General features: G+C 64.8%; 13 protein-coding genes. 6 read left to right on the top strand and 7 right to left on the bottom strand.

Annotated elements, in window-relative coordinates; genetic code table 11:
• Positions 1-430: 430 nt before the first annotated feature.
• Positions 431-2893 (top strand): putative bifunctional diguanylate cyclase/phosphodiesterase, encoded by a 2463-nt coding sequence (locus tag ACTEK7_RS33875; RefSeq protein WP_225147503.1) that lies wholly within the window; start codon positions 431-433, stop codon positions 2891-2893.
• Here the strand turns inward: ACTEK7_RS33875 and ACTEK7_RS33870 are convergent.
• The 3 genes from ACTEK7_RS33870 to thrS all read right to left on the bottom strand — a co-directional run bounded on the left by ACTEK7_RS33870 (position 2879) and on the right by thrS (position 6911).
• The gene (locus tag ACTEK7_RS33870; protein ID WP_225147502.1) at positions 2879-4147 is read right to left on the bottom strand and encodes a serine hydrolase domain-containing protein; all 1269 of its coding nucleotides are present in this window, start codon (positions 4145-4147) and stop codon (positions 2879-2881) included. The genes ACTEK7_RS33875 and ACTEK7_RS33870 overlap by 15 nt on opposite strands.
• Before the next feature lie 64 nt (positions 4148-4211).
• Positions 4212-4775, bottom strand: coding sequence for a nitroreductase family protein (locus ACTEK7_RS33865; RefSeq protein WP_036010490.1), 564 nt, complete (start codon positions 4773-4775; stop codon positions 4212-4214).
• A 93-nt stretch (positions 4776-4868) separates the two neighbouring features.
• Positions 4869-6911, bottom strand: coding sequence for a threonine--tRNA ligase (thrS, locus tag ACTEK7_RS33860; RefSeq protein ID WP_225147501.1), 2043 nt, complete (start codon positions 6909-6911; stop codon positions 4869-4871).
• 187 nt (positions 6912-7098) lie between these two features.
• Here thrS and ACTEK7_RS33855 point away from each other — a divergent pair, with 187 nt between their 5' ends.
• A complete protein-coding gene (locus ACTEK7_RS33855; protein WP_225147500.1) occupies positions 7099-8274 on the top strand; it encodes an MFS transporter in 1176 nt (391 codons plus the stop codon).
• 89 nt (positions 8275-8363) lie between these two features.
• Positions 8364-8729, top strand: coding sequence for a hypothetical protein (locus tag ACTEK7_RS33850; RefSeq protein WP_036010500.1), 366 nt, complete (start codon positions 8364-8366; stop codon positions 8727-8729).
• A gap of 21 nt (positions 8730-8750) precedes the next feature.
• On the opposite strand, the gene ACTEK7_RS33845 is transcribed toward ACTEK7_RS33850, so the two are convergent.
• Positions 8751-10070 carry an alpha/beta hydrolase gene (locus tag ACTEK7_RS33845; protein WP_225147499.1) on the bottom strand — a complete coding sequence of 440 codons (1320 nt, stop codon included), beginning with the start codon at positions 10068-10070 and terminating at the stop codon, positions 8751-8753.
• Positions 10071-10430: 360 nt separating this feature from the next.
• Between ACTEK7_RS33845 and ACTEK7_RS33840 the strand changes: the two genes are divergently transcribed.
• Positions 10431-11798, top strand: a complete 1368-nt coding sequence (locus ACTEK7_RS33840) for an APC family permease (protein WP_036044034.1) — start codon at positions 10431-10433, stop codon at positions 11796-11798.
• Positions 11799-11800: 2 nt separating this feature from the next.
• Positions 11801-13015, top strand: coding sequence for a hypothetical protein (locus ACTEK7_RS33835; RefSeq protein ID WP_085972298.1), 1215 nt, complete (start codon positions 11801-11803; stop codon positions 13013-13015).
• Here the strand turns inward: ACTEK7_RS33835 and ACTEK7_RS33830 are convergent, their stop codons facing one another.
• Entirely contained in the window at positions 13016-13222 is a 207-nt protein-coding gene (locus ACTEK7_RS33830; RefSeq protein ID WP_036044035.1) for a hypothetical protein, read from the bottom strand. It abuts the gene before it with no gap.
• A gap of 89 nt (positions 13223-13311) precedes the next feature.
• The gene (gene yidD, locus ACTEK7_RS33825; RefSeq protein WP_036010511.1) at positions 13312-13650 is read right to left on the bottom strand and encodes a membrane protein insertion efficiency factor YidD; all 339 of its coding nucleotides are present in this window, start codon (positions 13648-13650) and stop codon (positions 13312-13314) included.
• Between the two features lie 255 nt (positions 13651-13905).
• Here yidD and ACTEK7_RS33820 point away from each other — a divergent pair, with 255 nt between their 5' ends.
• Positions 13906-14802, top strand: coding sequence for a COG3904 family protein (locus ACTEK7_RS33820; protein WP_225148760.1), 897 nt, complete (start codon positions 13906-13908; stop codon positions 14800-14802).
• Positions 14803-14907: 105 nt separating this feature from the next.
• Here the strand turns inward: ACTEK7_RS33820 and ACTEK7_RS33815 are convergent, their stop codons facing one another.
• Positions 14908-15363 (bottom strand): iron-sulfur cluster assembly scaffold protein, encoded by a 456-nt coding sequence (locus ACTEK7_RS33815; protein WP_036044037.1) that lies wholly within the window; start codon positions 15361-15363, stop codon positions 14908-14910.
• Between the last annotated feature and the right edge of the window lie 251 nt (positions 15364-15614).

Below are 15614 nucleotides of genomic sequence, written 5' to 3'. Positions count from 1 at the left end.
ATGAGGGTGAGCGAGAAGCAAAGCTCGGGCGAGAAATGCCGCGAGGATGCGGAAGCGTGTCTGCAAGCGAAATGCGAATTGAAGAACGGCGCTGCCCACCACACACTCCGTCATTGCGAGCGAAGCGAAGCAATCCAGGAAGGCATCCGCGGAAAGATTCTGGATTGCTTCGCTGCGCTCACGGTGTTGAGGCAGGTGCGCGCCAAAGCTCCGCTCTCGGGCCCGGCTCTGCGCCGCATCGCTTGCGCGCCGCGCTGTGTCCGGGACACGAGAGCAGCTTCGCGCAACCGTCACAGTCTCTAACGCCCACTAACCAACACCTGACTTAAAACTGTCATAATCGCTGAATGGAACCCGCGCCTGCGCGCTTTTTACACGTCGTTAAGCGCGCCTGCATTGGATGCGGCGGGAAAGTGCGTTGGGGACTGCAATGACTGCCGCGAAGAAGATGCCGGGAAAACCGGCCGCCGAAATGTTCGACGACATCCCGGTGCTTCAGCGCAAATGGCGTGCGGCGTTGAAGCCGGGCGAGCGGTTGCCGCGCTACGAGGACGTCATGCTCGGCAGTCTCGGACGGCTCGCCGACCACATCGCGCTCTTGAAGAACGATGGCGTGCTCGAACTGTCGCGCAGCGGACGCTACGTGCAGAAATGGCTCGGCGAGGAGCGCTGGGACATTCCCCTAGCCGAGCTGTCGCCCGATTGCGCCACGGCGCTGTCGGAAGCGGCGGCGAGCGCGCTGGCGGCCGGACGGCCGCACCTGGCGAGCGCGCATTGCGTGCGCGACGGCATGGTCAGGACCTACGACATGCTGGCGCTGCCGACGTCCTCGCGCTGGGGCGCGACGCTGATCGGCGCCTATGTCAACGAGCGCGGCGCGCAATACAATCTCCTCGACGCCATCTTTTCCGCGACCGACGACGCGGTGGTCTCGCTGGCGACGCTGCGCGATGCCGCCGGCAAGCCGTTCGACCTTCAGGTCGTGCACCACAACAAGAGTGCGGGCGAGCTGCTGAAGGTTGCAGGCGCAAGCCTGTTGTGGCGGCGGATCGGCGAAGGCGGCACGCTGCTGGCTTTGCCCGAGGTGATGGAATTCCTGCTCAAGGCCGTTGCGGGCAGCCGCTGCGAGCAGCTCGAGCTGGAGAGCGAGGGGCGCTACCTCAGGCTCAGCGCCACGGCCTTTGCCGACGTGGTCTCGCTGACCATCTCCGATGTCACTGTCCTGAAGCGGCGCGATGCCTCGTTCCGCCTCCTGTTCGACAACAATCCAATGCCGATGTGGGTGTTCGACGCAGAGACCAAGGAGTTCCTCAGCGTCAACGACGCCGCGGTCCAGCACTACGGCTACAGCCGCGCGACCTTCCTGCGCATGAAGCTGCACGAGATATGGCCGGAGGACGAGTGGGACAGCCACGCCGCGGCGCTGGAGCGCCTCGGCGACGCCTACCACTCCTCGCGCAATTGGCGACACCTGCGCGCCGACGGCAGCGAGATCGAGGTGCTCACCTTCGGCCGTCGCGTCGCCTTCGACGAGCGCGACGGCTATCTGGTGGCGGTGGTCGACATCACCGAACGACGCAAGGCCGAAGCGCGCATCGCCTATATGGCGCATCATGACGGGCTCACCGACCTGCCGAACCGCGAACACTTCCAGGAGCGCCTGAAGCAGGCGCTGGACCAGGCCGCGGGAAAACGGGTCGGCGTGCTCTACATCGATCTTGACCTGTTCAAGAACATCAACGATTCCTTCGGTCATCCGGTGGGCGATCGCCTGTTGAAGCAGGTCGCCGAGCGCCTGACCATAGCGGTCCGCGGCACCAATCTCGCCGCGCGGCTCGGCGGCGATGAGTTCGCCGTCATCTTGGCTGCCGACGTCTCGCCGAACGAGGCTAGCGCCTGTGCCTCCCTGCTGATCGACATGCTCAAGGCACCTTACGACGTCGACGGACAGGAGATGGTGATCGGCGCCAGCGTCGGCATCGCGCTGTCCCCGGGCGATGGCACCACGCCGGAAGAGTTGATGCGCAATGCCGACATGGCGCTGTACCGGGCCAAGGCCGACGGCGGCGGCGTGCACCACTTCTTCGAGCGTGAGATGGACCTCCAGGCGCAGAGGCGCCGCGACATGGAGCTGGATCTGCGCCGGGCATTCGCCAACGGCGAGTTCGAGCTGCACTATCAACCGCTGGTGTCGATCGCCTCCGACCGCATCTCCGGCTTCGAGTCGCTGCTGCGCTGGCGTCATCCGGACAAGGGCATGATCTCGCCCGCGGAGTTCATACCCGTCGCCGAAGACATCGGCCTGATCACCCAGCTCGGCGAATGGGTGCTGCGCGAAGCCTGCACCGAGGCGGTGAAATGGCCCGTCGACGTCAAGGTCGCCGTCAACCTGTCGCCGGCACAATTCCGCAGCCGCAACCTGGTCCAGGTCGTGATCTCGGCCCTGGCGCAGTCCGGCCTGTCGCCGAAGCGGCTCGAGCTCGAGATCACCGAGTCGATTTTCCTGGCCGAGACCGACGCCAATGTCGCCACCTTGCACCAGTTGCGCGAGCTCGGCGTCGGCATTTCCATGGACGATTTCGGCACCGGCTATTCCAGCCTGAGCTATCTCCGCAGCTTTCCGTTCGACAAGATCAAGATCGACCGCTCCTTCGTCAAGGATCTGGCTGAGCGGCCCGACTGCGGTGCGATCGTGCGCGCGATCTCGGGTTTGGGGCGCAGCCTCAACATCACCACGACCGCGGAGGGCGTGGAGACCGAGGATCAGCTCGACTGGCTGCGCGCCGAAGGCTGCAACGAGGTGCAGGGATTTCTGTTCAGCGCCGCGCGGCCGGCGGCCGAGCTCGGAAAGCTCCTCGCCGATTTCGGCCAGCGCACCTCACGGGCGGCGTAACGCGGGCGGATAGCAATCGTAGACCAGCGCCTTGAACGCGGGGGTGATGCGGCCGCGCTCGTTCTGGGTCTGCTGCATCATGACGTAGACCATGTCGAGCTTGGGATCGACGCCGAAATAGGTGCCGCTCCCCGAGTCCCATTTCAATTCGCCGAGCGAGCCCGGCGGCGGCGGTTTTGCATTGCCGGGATCGGTGCGCACCGCAAGGCCGTAGCCGTAGCCGAAGCCGTCGCCTGGAAAATAGAAATAGTCGCGTCCGACGCCGGAGCCCGGCCCGATCTGATCGGTCGTCATGGCCTTGAACGCGGCGGGGCTGAGATAGCGCCTGCCCTCGAGCTCGCCGCCGTTGAGCAGCATCTGCGAGAAGCGCTGATAGTCGGTGATGGTCGAGAGGAGGCCGCCGCCGCCCGACTGCCATTCTGGATGGTCCAGGCGGTCGCGCTCGCCGGCGAGCAGGATTGAGTCGCTCGGCAGCGGCCGCGCCATCCGCGCCAGCTCGTCCTCGGTCGCGAGCGTAAATTTGGTGCTGTTCATGCCGAGCGGATCGAAGATGCGGGCTTTCAGGAAGTCGTACAGCGTCTGGCCCGAGATGATCTCGATGACGCTGCCGAGCACGTCGGTGGAATGGCCGTAGCGCCACAGCGTTCCGGGCTGCCGCGCCAGCGGCAGCTTGGCGATGCGATCGGCGAATTCCCTGTTGTCGAAATGGCCCGCGAAAATGTTGGCCATCTTGTAGGCGTGCTCGACCCATTCGCTGCCGATGTAATCGTAGCTGATGCCCGAAGTATGCCGCAGCAGATCCTCGATGTTGACGGGGCGGTCCGGTGGGTCGAGGTCCAGCTCGACCGTGCCGCTGGGCAGGGTCACCTCGCGGCCCACCTTGGTCCCGGCGAACAGCGGGACGTATTTCGAGACGGGGTCGGTCAGCGCGAGCTTGCCCTCGTCGATCAGCATCATCGCGCCAAGGCACGTGATCGGCTTGGTCATGGAATGGATGGCGAAGATCGTGTCCGGCGTCATCGCGACGCCGCTCCTGGTGTCGCGCACGCCGAAGCACTTCAGGTAGACCGGCTTGCCGTGCTGCTGAACGAGGATCACCGCGCCCGGCAGCCGGCCGCTTGCCACCTCATTGTCGAAGTACGCCGTGATGCGGTCGAGGCCGTCGGGCGAGGGGGCGGGGATGTCCGCGGCCCGGCTTCGCGCCATCGTGCCGGCGAGCATCGCGGCCCCGACCAGAAATTCACGGCGTCTCATCCGCACCTTCCTCCCTCGGCGGGATCAAAGCCGCAAGAGGCTCGATGCGTCAACACAACATCGATTAAAATCGCGTCACGATGTCCGAAAGTGACGGGCGCGGACGGTCCTCGTTCGGCTTGGTCGGCGTGCCGATATGAATGAAGCCGGCGAGCTTCTCATCCGGCTTGAGGCCGAGGCCGTCGAGCACGTCGCGGTCGAAAGAAAACCAGCCGGTCAGCCAGCAGGCGCCGTAGCCGAGTGCGGTGGCGGCGGTGACGATGTTCATGGCGCTGGCGCCCGCCGACAATTCCTGCTCGAACGCCGGCACCTTCGGATGCGGCTTGGTGAAGCTGACGATGCCGATCACCAGCGGTGCGTCCATTAGGCGCTTGCGCTCGGTCTCGACGTCGGCCGCCGGTGCCCCCGGATTCTTCCTGGCGAAGACCCGCGCGATCACCTCGCCGGCACGTAGCCGGGCCTCGCCCTCGAAGATGATGAAGCGCCAGGGCGCGAGCTTGCCGTGATCGGGCACGCGCGCCCCGATGGTGAGGATGGTCTCGAGCTCGGCCGCCGACGGGCCGGGCCCCGTCATCTCGCGCGGCTTGACCGAGCGGCGGGTCTTCAGGAGTTCGATGGCATCGGGCACTGCGATATCCTCTTCAAATGGTCGGCGGGCGTGCCATGCCGAGATAAGCATGCACGCCCGCAACCGGAAGCGAATTTAGATCGATTTCAGGGCTCAGACGGCGCCGCGCGCCCGCTTCACGTCCGGCGGCGTCGCCTCGTCGACCAGGGCGGCGATCGCCTCGGCCGTGGTCATCACTTTCTGGCCGTCGCTGCCGAGCCGGCGGACCGAGACGGAGTGCGTCTCGGCCTCTTTCTTGCCGACCACGAGCAGGGCCGGGATCTTGGCCAGCGAGTGCTCACGGACCTTGTAGTTGATCTTTTCGTTGCGCAGGTCGATCTCGACCCGAAGCCCGGCGCGCCGCGCCTGCTCCAGCACCACCTTGGCGTATTCGTCGCCTTCCGAGGTGATGGTGGTGACAACCGCCTGCACCGGCGAGAGCCAGAGCGGGAAGTTGCCGGCATAGTGCTCGATCAGGATGCCGATATAGCGCTCCATCGAGCCGCAGATCGCGCGGTGCACCATCACCGGCGGTTTCTTGCCGCCGTCATGGTCGATGTAGAAGGCGCCGAACCGCTCCGGCAGGTTGAAGTCGACCTGTGTGGTGCCGCACTGCCAGTCGCGACCGATGGCATCGCGCAGAACGTATTCGAACTTCGGCCCATAGAACGCGCCTTCGCCCGGATTGATCTCGGTCTTGATGTGATTGTTCTGCGACTGGATCTCGCGCAGCACCGTCGCCATCACGCGCTCGGCGTGATCCCACATCGCATCGGTGCCGACGCGTTTCTCCGGCCGGGTCGAGAGCTTCACCGTGAGGTCGCCGGTGAAGCCGAAATCGGCATAGGTCGACAGGATCAGATCGTTGATCTTCAGGCACTCCTCGGCGAGCTGATCCTCGGTGCAGAAGATGTGCGCGTCGTCCTGGGTGAAGCCGCGCACGCGCATCAGGCCGTGCATGGCGCCGGAGGGCTCGTAGCGGTGCACCACGCCGAACTCGGCGAGGCGCAAGGGCAGGTCCCGATAGCTCTTCAGGCCGTGCTTGAAGATCTGGACGTGGCCAGGGCAGTTCATCGGCTTGAGCGCAAACCAGCGCTTGTCCTCGGCCTCGTCGCCGGCCGATTGCGCCGCGAACATGTTCTCGCGATACCAGCCCCAATGGCCCGAGGTCTCCCACAGCACCTTGTCGAGGATCTGCGGCGCGTTGACCTCGTTGTAGTCGCCGGAGAGGCGCCGGCGCATATAGGCGATCAGCTGCTGGAAGATGGTCCAGCCCTTCGGATGCCAGAACACGACGCCCGGACCTTCCTCCTGGAAGTGGAAGAGGTCGAGCTCGCGCCCGAGCTTGCGATGGTCGCGCTTCTCGGCTTCCTCGATCTGCCTCAGGTAAGCGTCGAGGTCCTCCTGCTTGGCGAAGGCCGTGCCATAGATGCGGGTCAGCATCGGGTTGTTGGAATCGCCGCGCCAATAGGCGCCGGCCACCTTCATCAGCTTGAAGGCGCCTCCGACCTTGCCGGTCGAGGTCATGTGCGGACCGCGGCACAGGTCGAACCAGTCGCCCTGGTAGTAGATCTTGATCGGCTCGGTGCCGGGAATGGCGTCGACCAGCTCGACCTTGAAGGCCTCGCCCTTGTCGCGGAACACCTGCTTGGTCTTTTCGCGGTCCCAGACTTCCTTGGTGAAAGGCTTGTCGCGCGCGATGATCTCGCGCATCTTCTTCTCGATCGCGGCAAAGTCTTCCGGCGTGAACGGCTCGTTGCGGAAGAAGTCGTAATAGAAGCCGTTCTCGATCACGGGGCCGATCGTGACCTGGGTTCCCGGCCACAGCGTCTGCACCGCTTCCGCCAGCACGTGTGCGCAGTCGTGCCGGATCAATTCGAGCGCGCGCGGGTCGTCGCGATTGACGAGCTCGATTCCAGCGTCGGCCTCGATCGGATCGTTGAGATCGGCAAGCGTGCCGTCGAGCGCCATGGCGACCGTGCGCTTGGCCAGCGACGGCGAGATGCCCTTGGCGATATCGAGGCCGGTGATGCCCTTGTCGAACTGGCGCTTGGCGCCGTCGGGGAAGGTGAGGGTGACTTTGGCGGCGGGGGTCACGGGCTTCAAATTGGAGAGGCTGTACTGGAAGCCGGACTCGGATTTGGGCTGGTCGGACATTGCTTTTCTCCTGGGGCTCACTCCTGCGAACGAGCGCAGGTAAGCGGGAACGAGCGATATATCAGGCGATTCGGCCTGCGCAATCCGGCATTTCCAAGAAAGTGGCGCGCAAAACCCGGGGCGGAGCCAGCAACTATTTCACGTTGTACCCTTTAACCGGTCGCAGGCCGCCGCTACATGCGTTTGCATGAAAAGCGCCCCAGCCGCCGGCCGTTTCGCGCCAACCGCCCTGATGCTCGGCAATCTCGTGACCGGCTGCTCGGTGTTGGCACCGGCGGGCATGCTGCCGGAATTGTCGGCGGGGCTCGGGATCAGCATCCACGCGGCCGGGCTCCTGATCACCTTCGGCGCGGTGACGCTGTGCGTCGGCTCGCCGCTGACGGCGTGGCTGACCAGCCGCATCGAACGGCGGATCCTGCTCGCCACGACACTGGCGGTGCTCGCACTCGGCAATCTCGCCTCCGCGCTTGCGCCCGATTGCACCAGCCTGCTGATCATTCGGCTCGCGATGCTCGCAGTCGGCTCGCTCTATACGCCGCAGGCCGCCGGCACGGCTGCGCTGATCGTGCCGGCGGAACGGCGCGGCAGCACCATTGCGTACCTCTTCCTCGGCTGGTCGCTCGCAGCCGCCATCGGCCTGCCGCTGATCACCTTTATCGCCAGCCGTTACGGCTGGCGCGCGGCCTATGGCGGGGTCGGCGCGCTCGGCTGCGTCAGCTTGCTGCTGTTGCTGCTGCGCCTGCCGGCGGGCCTGCAGGGCGCACCGGTCGATCTGAAGACATGGGCCGCCGTCGGCCGAAGCAGGACGATCCTGCTGCTGCTCGCGATCACGATGCTGCAAATGTCGGGGCAGTTCGTCGTGTTCACCTATATGGGCCCGCTGCTCAACAAGCTCACCGGCGCCGGTCCCGATGCGATCGGCTCGGTCTTCGCGCTGTACGGGATCTGCGGCTTCCTCGGCGTCGTCGTCGCCACCCGCATCGTCGACACTGCAGGGCCCTATCGCACCTCGTTGCTGTTCACCTGCCTGCTGCTTGCCGGGATGAGCGGGTGGGCCCTCGGCGCCGGCTCGCTCGTCATGATGGCGGGCGCGGTGACGATCTGGGGCCTTGGCTTCGCCTCGACCAACTCGATGCAGCAGGTGCGGCTGGTCGCGGCTGCGCCGCCGCTGGCATCGGCCACCGTCGCGCTCAACACGTCGGTTCTCTATATCGGCCAGGCGGTCGGCTCCGCCGTCGGCGGGTTGCTGTTTGCCCGCGAACTTCTGCACGCGCTCGGCTTCGTCGCGGTCGGTTTCGTCGTGCTGGCGTTGATCCTGGTGGTCGTGACCCGGCCCCGGCGGGCGGCTGCCGCCACCGCCTGAACGCAGCAGGTCGTGCGCGCAAGGCGCTTGGCAAACCTCGCGCGGGAGCGGTAGAAGGCCGGCGTGGGGATCAAAGAGAGTTGACTGAGATGAGGATGATTCTGGCGGTTGCCGCGGTGCTCTATTCAGCCTCCGCATTTGCGCAGACCGAGAAGCCACCCATGGTGGGGGACAAGCCGCTGGTGCAGGTCAAGCCGAAAGGCGCCAAGGAGGCTGTCGCCGCTCCAAAGGGCAAGCCGCAATCGATCGCGGTCCGCCTCCAGACCTGCCTCGAAATCGACGACGGCACCAAGGATCGCCTCAACTGCTACGACGCGGTGATCCCGCCGGCGCCGAAGCCGAAGCCGGCCAAGGCCAAGGGCTATGCCGACTGCCGCTTCTTCAAGGAAGAGGACGAGCGGCTGGCCTGCTTCAACGGCTTTGCCGAGAGCATTCCGAAGCTGCCCAGGAACTGATATTGGGAACTGATATCCCGGCTAGGGATTTGTGGAGGCGACGCGCGTCAGCGCGAGCGACGGCGTCGCCGCCATCTTCACCAGCACGTCCTTGAGCGGATCGCGCGTCCAAGCGCGCGTGACGTAGTCGCGATGGGTGATGCCCTCGCCGGTCTCCACGAACACCACGCTGCCGGGTCGTAGCGGCCCGTCCATGTCCTCGGCGACGCTGATGCCCTTCTGGCGGAGCATGCTCATCAGCTCGCGGTCGCGCCGCGCGGTGTGGCGGGTGTAGGCGCTGACGAAGAAGCCGGAACGGTGGTTCTCGATCCAGGACGCGAATTTGTCCATCTCGCCATAGACGGCATCGAGCAGCACCACGCCGCGCACGCGGTCGCTGATGCCGCCGACCTCGAGGCTCCAGGCCGTCGGCAGGAAGCCGCCGCTATAGCCGACGATCACGATCGGCATGTTGGCGAAGGCGCGCGCGCTGTTGGGATCGCCGGTGAGGCGCGCAAGATGGTCGGCCGATTCCGCCATGAAGCGCTTGAAGCCGCCCGGCTGCCAGAATTTTCCGGCGCTGGAATCGGCGGCGTCGACCGCCATCTGCGGCGCGAGCAGGATCGCGTTGGCGCCGGAATCGGTGACCTGTTTCGGCACCATCTGCCGGTCGCGGACGTCGCGCTCGAGCGTTGCGCCATTGCCGTGGAAGAACACCACGATCACGCCCGGCTTGCGCAGGTCGAAATGCTCGGGCACGTGCACCAGCACGCGGCTGTCGCTGTAGGTCTCGTCCTGCCAGTAGACGCGGCCGGAATAGCTGCGGTGGCCGCGGCGGTCGCCCTTGGAGATGTTGAGGAAGGGCGCGTCGGAGGCGGGGTTGTTGCCGAAATAGGGAAAGGCCGACGACTTCATGCTGACGAGTGTCGTCAGATCCTCGCGGGCGGGGCGCTTGTACGGCACTTGCGGCTCGAGCGAGGCCACCTTGTAGGACGCCTGCTCCGGCTGAGACTGCACGGCGCGCTTGGGCGAGAAGTCCGACATCTGCCGCTGCAGGAAGCTCTCACTCGCCGAGGGAAAGCGCTCCCTGAACTGCGGGGCAGGGAAGCGGTCCTCGAACGTGTCGCCGCTTGCCAGGTGCGCGTTCGAGCTCTGCGAATTGGTCTTGGCGACCACCTGGACATTCGCCTGGGAGTTCGCCGCCAGCGCCGCCGGATCCGGCGCCTTGCCGCATTGAACCAGCGTCAGCGACAACGGCACCATGACTGAGATTAGAGCGGCCCGGAGCGCACGATCATGCCGACCGGACATTGTCCGATCGGCACGATCATCAGCTCTCAATTTAGGAGCGGCCCCGGCCATCCACCCATGACCCCAAAGTCACGACCCAAGTCTTACGTCCCAGGTCACACGTCCAAGTCACACGTCCATCGGCAAACTTGAAACAATTGAGCCGACTGGCGTTTAGGCGACGTTAAGCGTCCGGAGAAACTTCCCCACATCCGGAACGCTCGAAAGGACCATGCAATCGTGTCCTGATTGTGGGGGAGCGGAACGGACAATCCCGGGTGCATCCAGAGACATCGTCCAAAGAAGCGCCTAAGCGGTGGTCAGGTACCTACCTCCGTTGCCTCATTTAACCCTTGTTAACCCTGCTTGAATTGACTGGGCCAAAGTGCACGATCGGCCCATTAGGCGAAGCGCCTGAGGTTAAGGACCCCGATGACGGCATCAGATGCGGGTACCCCGCCCTGGACGGACCGGCTGACCGGGAGGGGGGCCGGGGTCTCCGTTCCGGTCGCCACCGCCATCGTCGTCGCCGACATGATCGGGGTCGGCGTCTTCACCAGCCTCGGCTTCCAGGTCAAGGACATCCCGTCCGGCTTCTCGATCCTGCTGCTCTGGACGGTCGGCGGCGTCGTCGCGCTGTGCGGTGTGTTCGCGTACAGCGAGTTGGGCGCGATGTTTCCGCGCTCGAGCGGCGAGTACAATTTCCTCGGCCGTGCCTATCACCCGGCCTTCGGCTTCCTCGCCGGCTGGGTGTCGGCCACGGTCGGCTTCGCGGCGCCGGTCGCGCTCGCCGCGATGGCGTTCGGGGAATATGCCAAGTCGGTCGTACCCGATCTGCCGGCGATTCCGCTCGCCATCGGCGTGGTGTGGCTGGTTTCGCTGGTGCAACTGACCGGCGTCAGGCACTCATCCACGTTCCAGTTGATCTCGACCGTCCTCAAGGTCGTGCTGATCGTCGCCTTCCTGGTCGCCGGCTTCGTCATCGCCGTGCCGCAGCCGATCAGCTTCACGCCGCAGCCCGGCGATATCGCCCATATCGTCAGCGCGCCGTTCGCCATCGGGCTCGTCTTCGTGATGTATTCGTTCTCGGGCTGGAATGCCGCCACCTACATCATCGGCGAGATGAAGACGCCGCAGCGGAACTTGCCGCGTGCGCTGCTCGCGGGCACGCTGATCGTGCTCGTGCTGTATGTCGCGCTGAACGCGGTATTTCTCCATTCGACGCCGGTCAGCGCGCTCGCCGGCCAGCTCGACGTCGCCAGTGTCGCCGGCACCGCCATCTTCGGCAGTCTCGGCGGTCGGATCGTCGGCGCCATGATTTGCTTCGGTCTGATCTCTTCGATCAGTGCGATGATGTGGATCGGCCCGCGCGTGATGATGACGATGGGAGAGGACATTCCCGCCTTGCGCGTTTTCTCCAAGCGGTCGGTGAGCGGCGCGCCGGCCTATGCCATCCTGTTCCAACTGGCCATCGCCAATCTTCTGCTGTTCACGCGCAGCTTCGAGGCGGTGCTCGATTTCATCCAGTTCGCGCTGTTGTTCTGCTCGTTCTTCACGGTCGCCGGCGTCATCAAGCTGCGGATCACCGATCCCGATCTGCCGCGGCCCTATCGCGCCTGGGGATACCCGTTCACGCCGCTCGTGTTTCTGCTCGTGACCGCGTTCATGATGTACTACCTTCTGACGGAGCGGCCGCTTCAGTCGCTGTCGGGAATGCTCGTCATGCTCTCCGGCCTTTTGATTTACGCTGTTTTCCGCAGGCGGCCCGTCGTCGCTGCCGCATCACCGCATCGCGAATAGACATGCTCCGCCCCCTGAGAATTGCGGCCGTTGCTTTCGTCCTCCTGGCTGCGGCCGTCTCGTCCGCGCGTGCCGCAGACGTCACCTTCGATGACACGGCGCGCTTCCTTGCGGGCATGCAGCCTTCGGCGGACTCGCCGCTGGTGCCGCTCACCAGGGACCCGGCCTGGCAGCGTCACGCCAAATTCTTCGACGGCGCCTTCGCTCAGCTCGAGCAGCGTCAGCTCTCGAAGATCCGCAGCTGGGCCGACCTCAATCTGGCCGCGCCCCGACCGACCATGTTCTATTTGTTCAGCGGCCCCGATTTCCTCTACGCCAACACCTTCTATCCCAAAGCCAGCACCTACGTGCTCGGCGCGCTGGAGCCGGTCGGCGCGGTGCCCGATTTGACGCGGCTGCCGCGCGGTTCGGTCGGCGCTGCGCTCTATAACGTCGAACGCTCGCTTGGCTCGATCCTGAGCTTCTCGTTCTTCATCACCAAGCAGATGAAGGTCGACCTGAGCGCCAACCAGGTCAACGGCACCCTGCCGATTCTCTATGTCTTCCTCGCCCGCTCCGGCAAGACCATCCGCAACGTCGAGATGGTCGCGCTCGACGACAAGGGCGGGCTACATGTCGGCGGCGACAATCCCGGACGGAACGCGACGCGCGGCGTCCGCATCAGCTTTGCCGGCAGCGACGGGGAAGCGCGTACGCTGTATTATTTCGCGACCGACCTCTCAAATTCCGGCGCACGTGCCACGGGCTTCCTGAAATTCTGCGAGACGCTCGGGCCCGGCAACAGCCTGCTCAAGAGTGCGTCCTACCTGTTGCACTCCGGCAATTTCACCGTCGCGCGCGACTGGTTGCTCGCCAACAGCGCCACCATCATACAGGACGATTCCGGCATTCCGCTTGCGAACTACAATGCGCGGCAATGGCGGTTCTTCCCGTTCGGCCGCTATCTCGGCCCCATCGACGAATTCCCCGGCCGCTACCAGGAGCGCTACGCCGAGCTGTTCACGCGCGCCCAGCCGATCGATTTCGGCGTCGGCTATCGCTGGCGCATGCGTGAATCGAATTTGCTGCTGGCGGTGAAGGTGCCGGGCAGCGAGACCGCACCGGCTGCAGAGACCACTTCGGCCGCCGAGCCGGCGCCAAAGCCGCCGCGCCCGAAGCGGCTACGACCGCCGGAGTCGATCCCTCCGTCACAGGGACGGTTCTACTGGTTCCGGTGACTACCAATGCACGCTCTGGCTCGGCACGATGAACGTCGTCGTGCTCGGCTGTGTTGCAAGGCTCCTCTCAAGATACCAGCCTGAGCCGAGGACGAGCGCAAGCAAAGCGATGATGGCGAGCAGGTCGATGGTTCTTGGATCGTGTGCCCTGTGATCGAGATTCGGACCGGGCTTGACGTGAAAATGCGGGCTGATTTTCCAGCGCATTGTTGTTTCCTCCCGTGGGGAGCATCAAGACAACGCGGGCGGAAAGTCTAAGGTTCCGGTCAGGGCGGCGCTGTTCAGAGCACCGCAGGTCAGGACGCGTTAACTCCGCGCCAGCGGCCATAGCGCCAGGGGAGATACCAGCGTGCGCCTTTGGGCGCCGTGAGAGGCACGTTGTCGATGCCGGACGTGCCGAAGGGATGGCAACGGAGCAGGCGCGCGAGCGTCATCCAGCCGCCGGCCCACAGCCCGAACCGTTCGATTGCCTCATCGCCATAGACGGAGCAGGTCGGCAGGTGCCGGCAATTGTAACCGACCAGAGGTGACAGCGTGTGGCGATACAGCCAGATCAGTGCACGGCCGAATCTGCGCGGCAGCCGGAGCACACCATCGACGGAACTGGAACAGCGCTGGCAGGCTGAATGCTTCATGTGCGTTGTGCTGCGATGTTGAGCGAAGCTTTGCCCGGTTCCGGTGCAGGGAACCATAAGTTGTTGTTTCCACGCCATATTTTGCGTGTTTTTTGGGAGCAGTGCAGCAAGTATCTGTGGACGATCTGTATTCGCCCGGATACCATTTTTATGACGGTCGTGTGTAGAAACATACGCCTGTATGATGGACTCAGGTAGCGCCACCGGGGATTGTTTGGGGACCTTGGGGCTTTGGGGCTTGGGGAAGGAACCAGATTGACACTTCTGAACTCCCTTAAACTTCGCGGCTGGTTGCTGGTGGGAACCGCCGTCTGCGGAGTCGCGCTGGCTGGCGCTGTCGCAACATTCGGATCGTCGGCCCGCGCCGGCGCTGCCCTCGAAGAGCGCAAGCTGCCGATGAAGTTCAGCTGGGTCGCCTGCGAGCCGAACTGCCGCGGCTGGATCAGCGCGGTCGGCATCATCACCGCCGATACGCCCAAAGAATTCGAAGAGTTTTCGCGCGGCCGCCAGCTCGGCGGCGCCACCGTAGTGCTCGATTCCAGCGGCGGCTCCGTCAATGACGCGATCACGCTCGGCCGGCGCTTCCGCAATCTCGGGCTTTTGACCACGGTCGGCGTGAGCCTCCGCGGCGGACCGTCGACACGGCCGGCCGTCGCGCCGGAAGCGTATTGCGAATCCATGTGCGCCTTCCTGCTGCTGGCCGGCAAGAAGCGTTACGTGCCGGAAGCCGCTCATGTCCGGGTTCACCAGATCTGGATGGGCGACCGCGCCGATGATGCCAAGGCGGCGAGCTATAGCGCGCAGGACCTGATGATCGTGGAGCGCGACATCGGGCGCCTCGCCAAATACACCTTCGATATGGGTGGCGCCGGGGATCTGTTGTCGCTTGCGCTCAGCGTCCCGCCTTGGGAGGACCTGCACGAGCTCGATGCCGGCGAGCTCAAGCTCACCAATCTGGTTACGACCGATCTCGTGGCTGACGTGCTCCCGCACGTGGATATCTCGGCGCCGGCAATGGCGGAGCTTGCACCGAAGACGCAGGCGAGGTTCGGCGCGGAACCGGAGCAGGCTTCCAAGTCGACCAAGACGGCGGAAGCCCTGGTGCCGACCGGTAGTGTTGCCACACCGGCTGCTGCGGCGGCGCCGAAGTAAGCTCTTAAATCTCGGTAGTCATCCCGGGGCGCGCGTCAGCGAGAACCTTGGTGAGCAAGTGCGTACCTGGGGTGCGCAAGTTCGCCCGGAATGACGGAGAGGGGGTCAGCCTTGCGCTGCGGCCGGCTGCTTGGTTCTGGCCTCGATCTGGCCGATGGCATCAACCACGGCATCGAAGGTGAGAAGCGTCGAGGCATGGCGCGCCTTGTAGTCGCGGACCGGCTCGAGGAACTTGATCTCCTCCCATTTTCCTTGAGGAGGCGCACCATTCTCCTTCAGCATCTTGCGAACGGTTTCGCGTAACTCACGGAGTTCGCTCGCAGTCGAGCCGACCACGTGACTTGCCATGATGGATGAAGAGGCCTGGCCCAAAGCGCAGGCCTTCACGTCATGGGCGAAGTCGGTGACGGTATCCCCGTTCATCTTAAGATCGACCTTCACGGTCGAGCCGCACAGCTTGGAATGGGCGGTGGCGGAGGCATCGGGGTCCGCCAACCGTCCGAGCCGCGGAATATTCCCGGCCAGCTCGATGATCCGCTTGTTGTAAATGTCGTTCAGCATGTGATGGAGTCCAACGCGTCCACACCCGCTTCCAGGCCGGATCGGCCTTGGCGGGCGCCGCCCACGGTCCTATATAGGGGCGGAACTGGTGGAAAAACAGTCCAGCGGAGCGGTGGTGGTGATCCAGATCTGCGCTGCCGGCTTGTGACCTTGGGACTTTTGCACCGAAACTGTTCTGTTCAGGCGTCCGGCGGCTTGGCCGACCCGTCTGCCGGTGACACTCCGGCCGTTAGGCCGTCGAACGGAGAAGA

This window comes from Bradyrhizobium sp. JHI2711, assembly GCF_056156565.1.
Note: the sequence above shows the minus strand (reverse complement) of the source record. Positions and strands in the feature narration are given on the sequence as shown.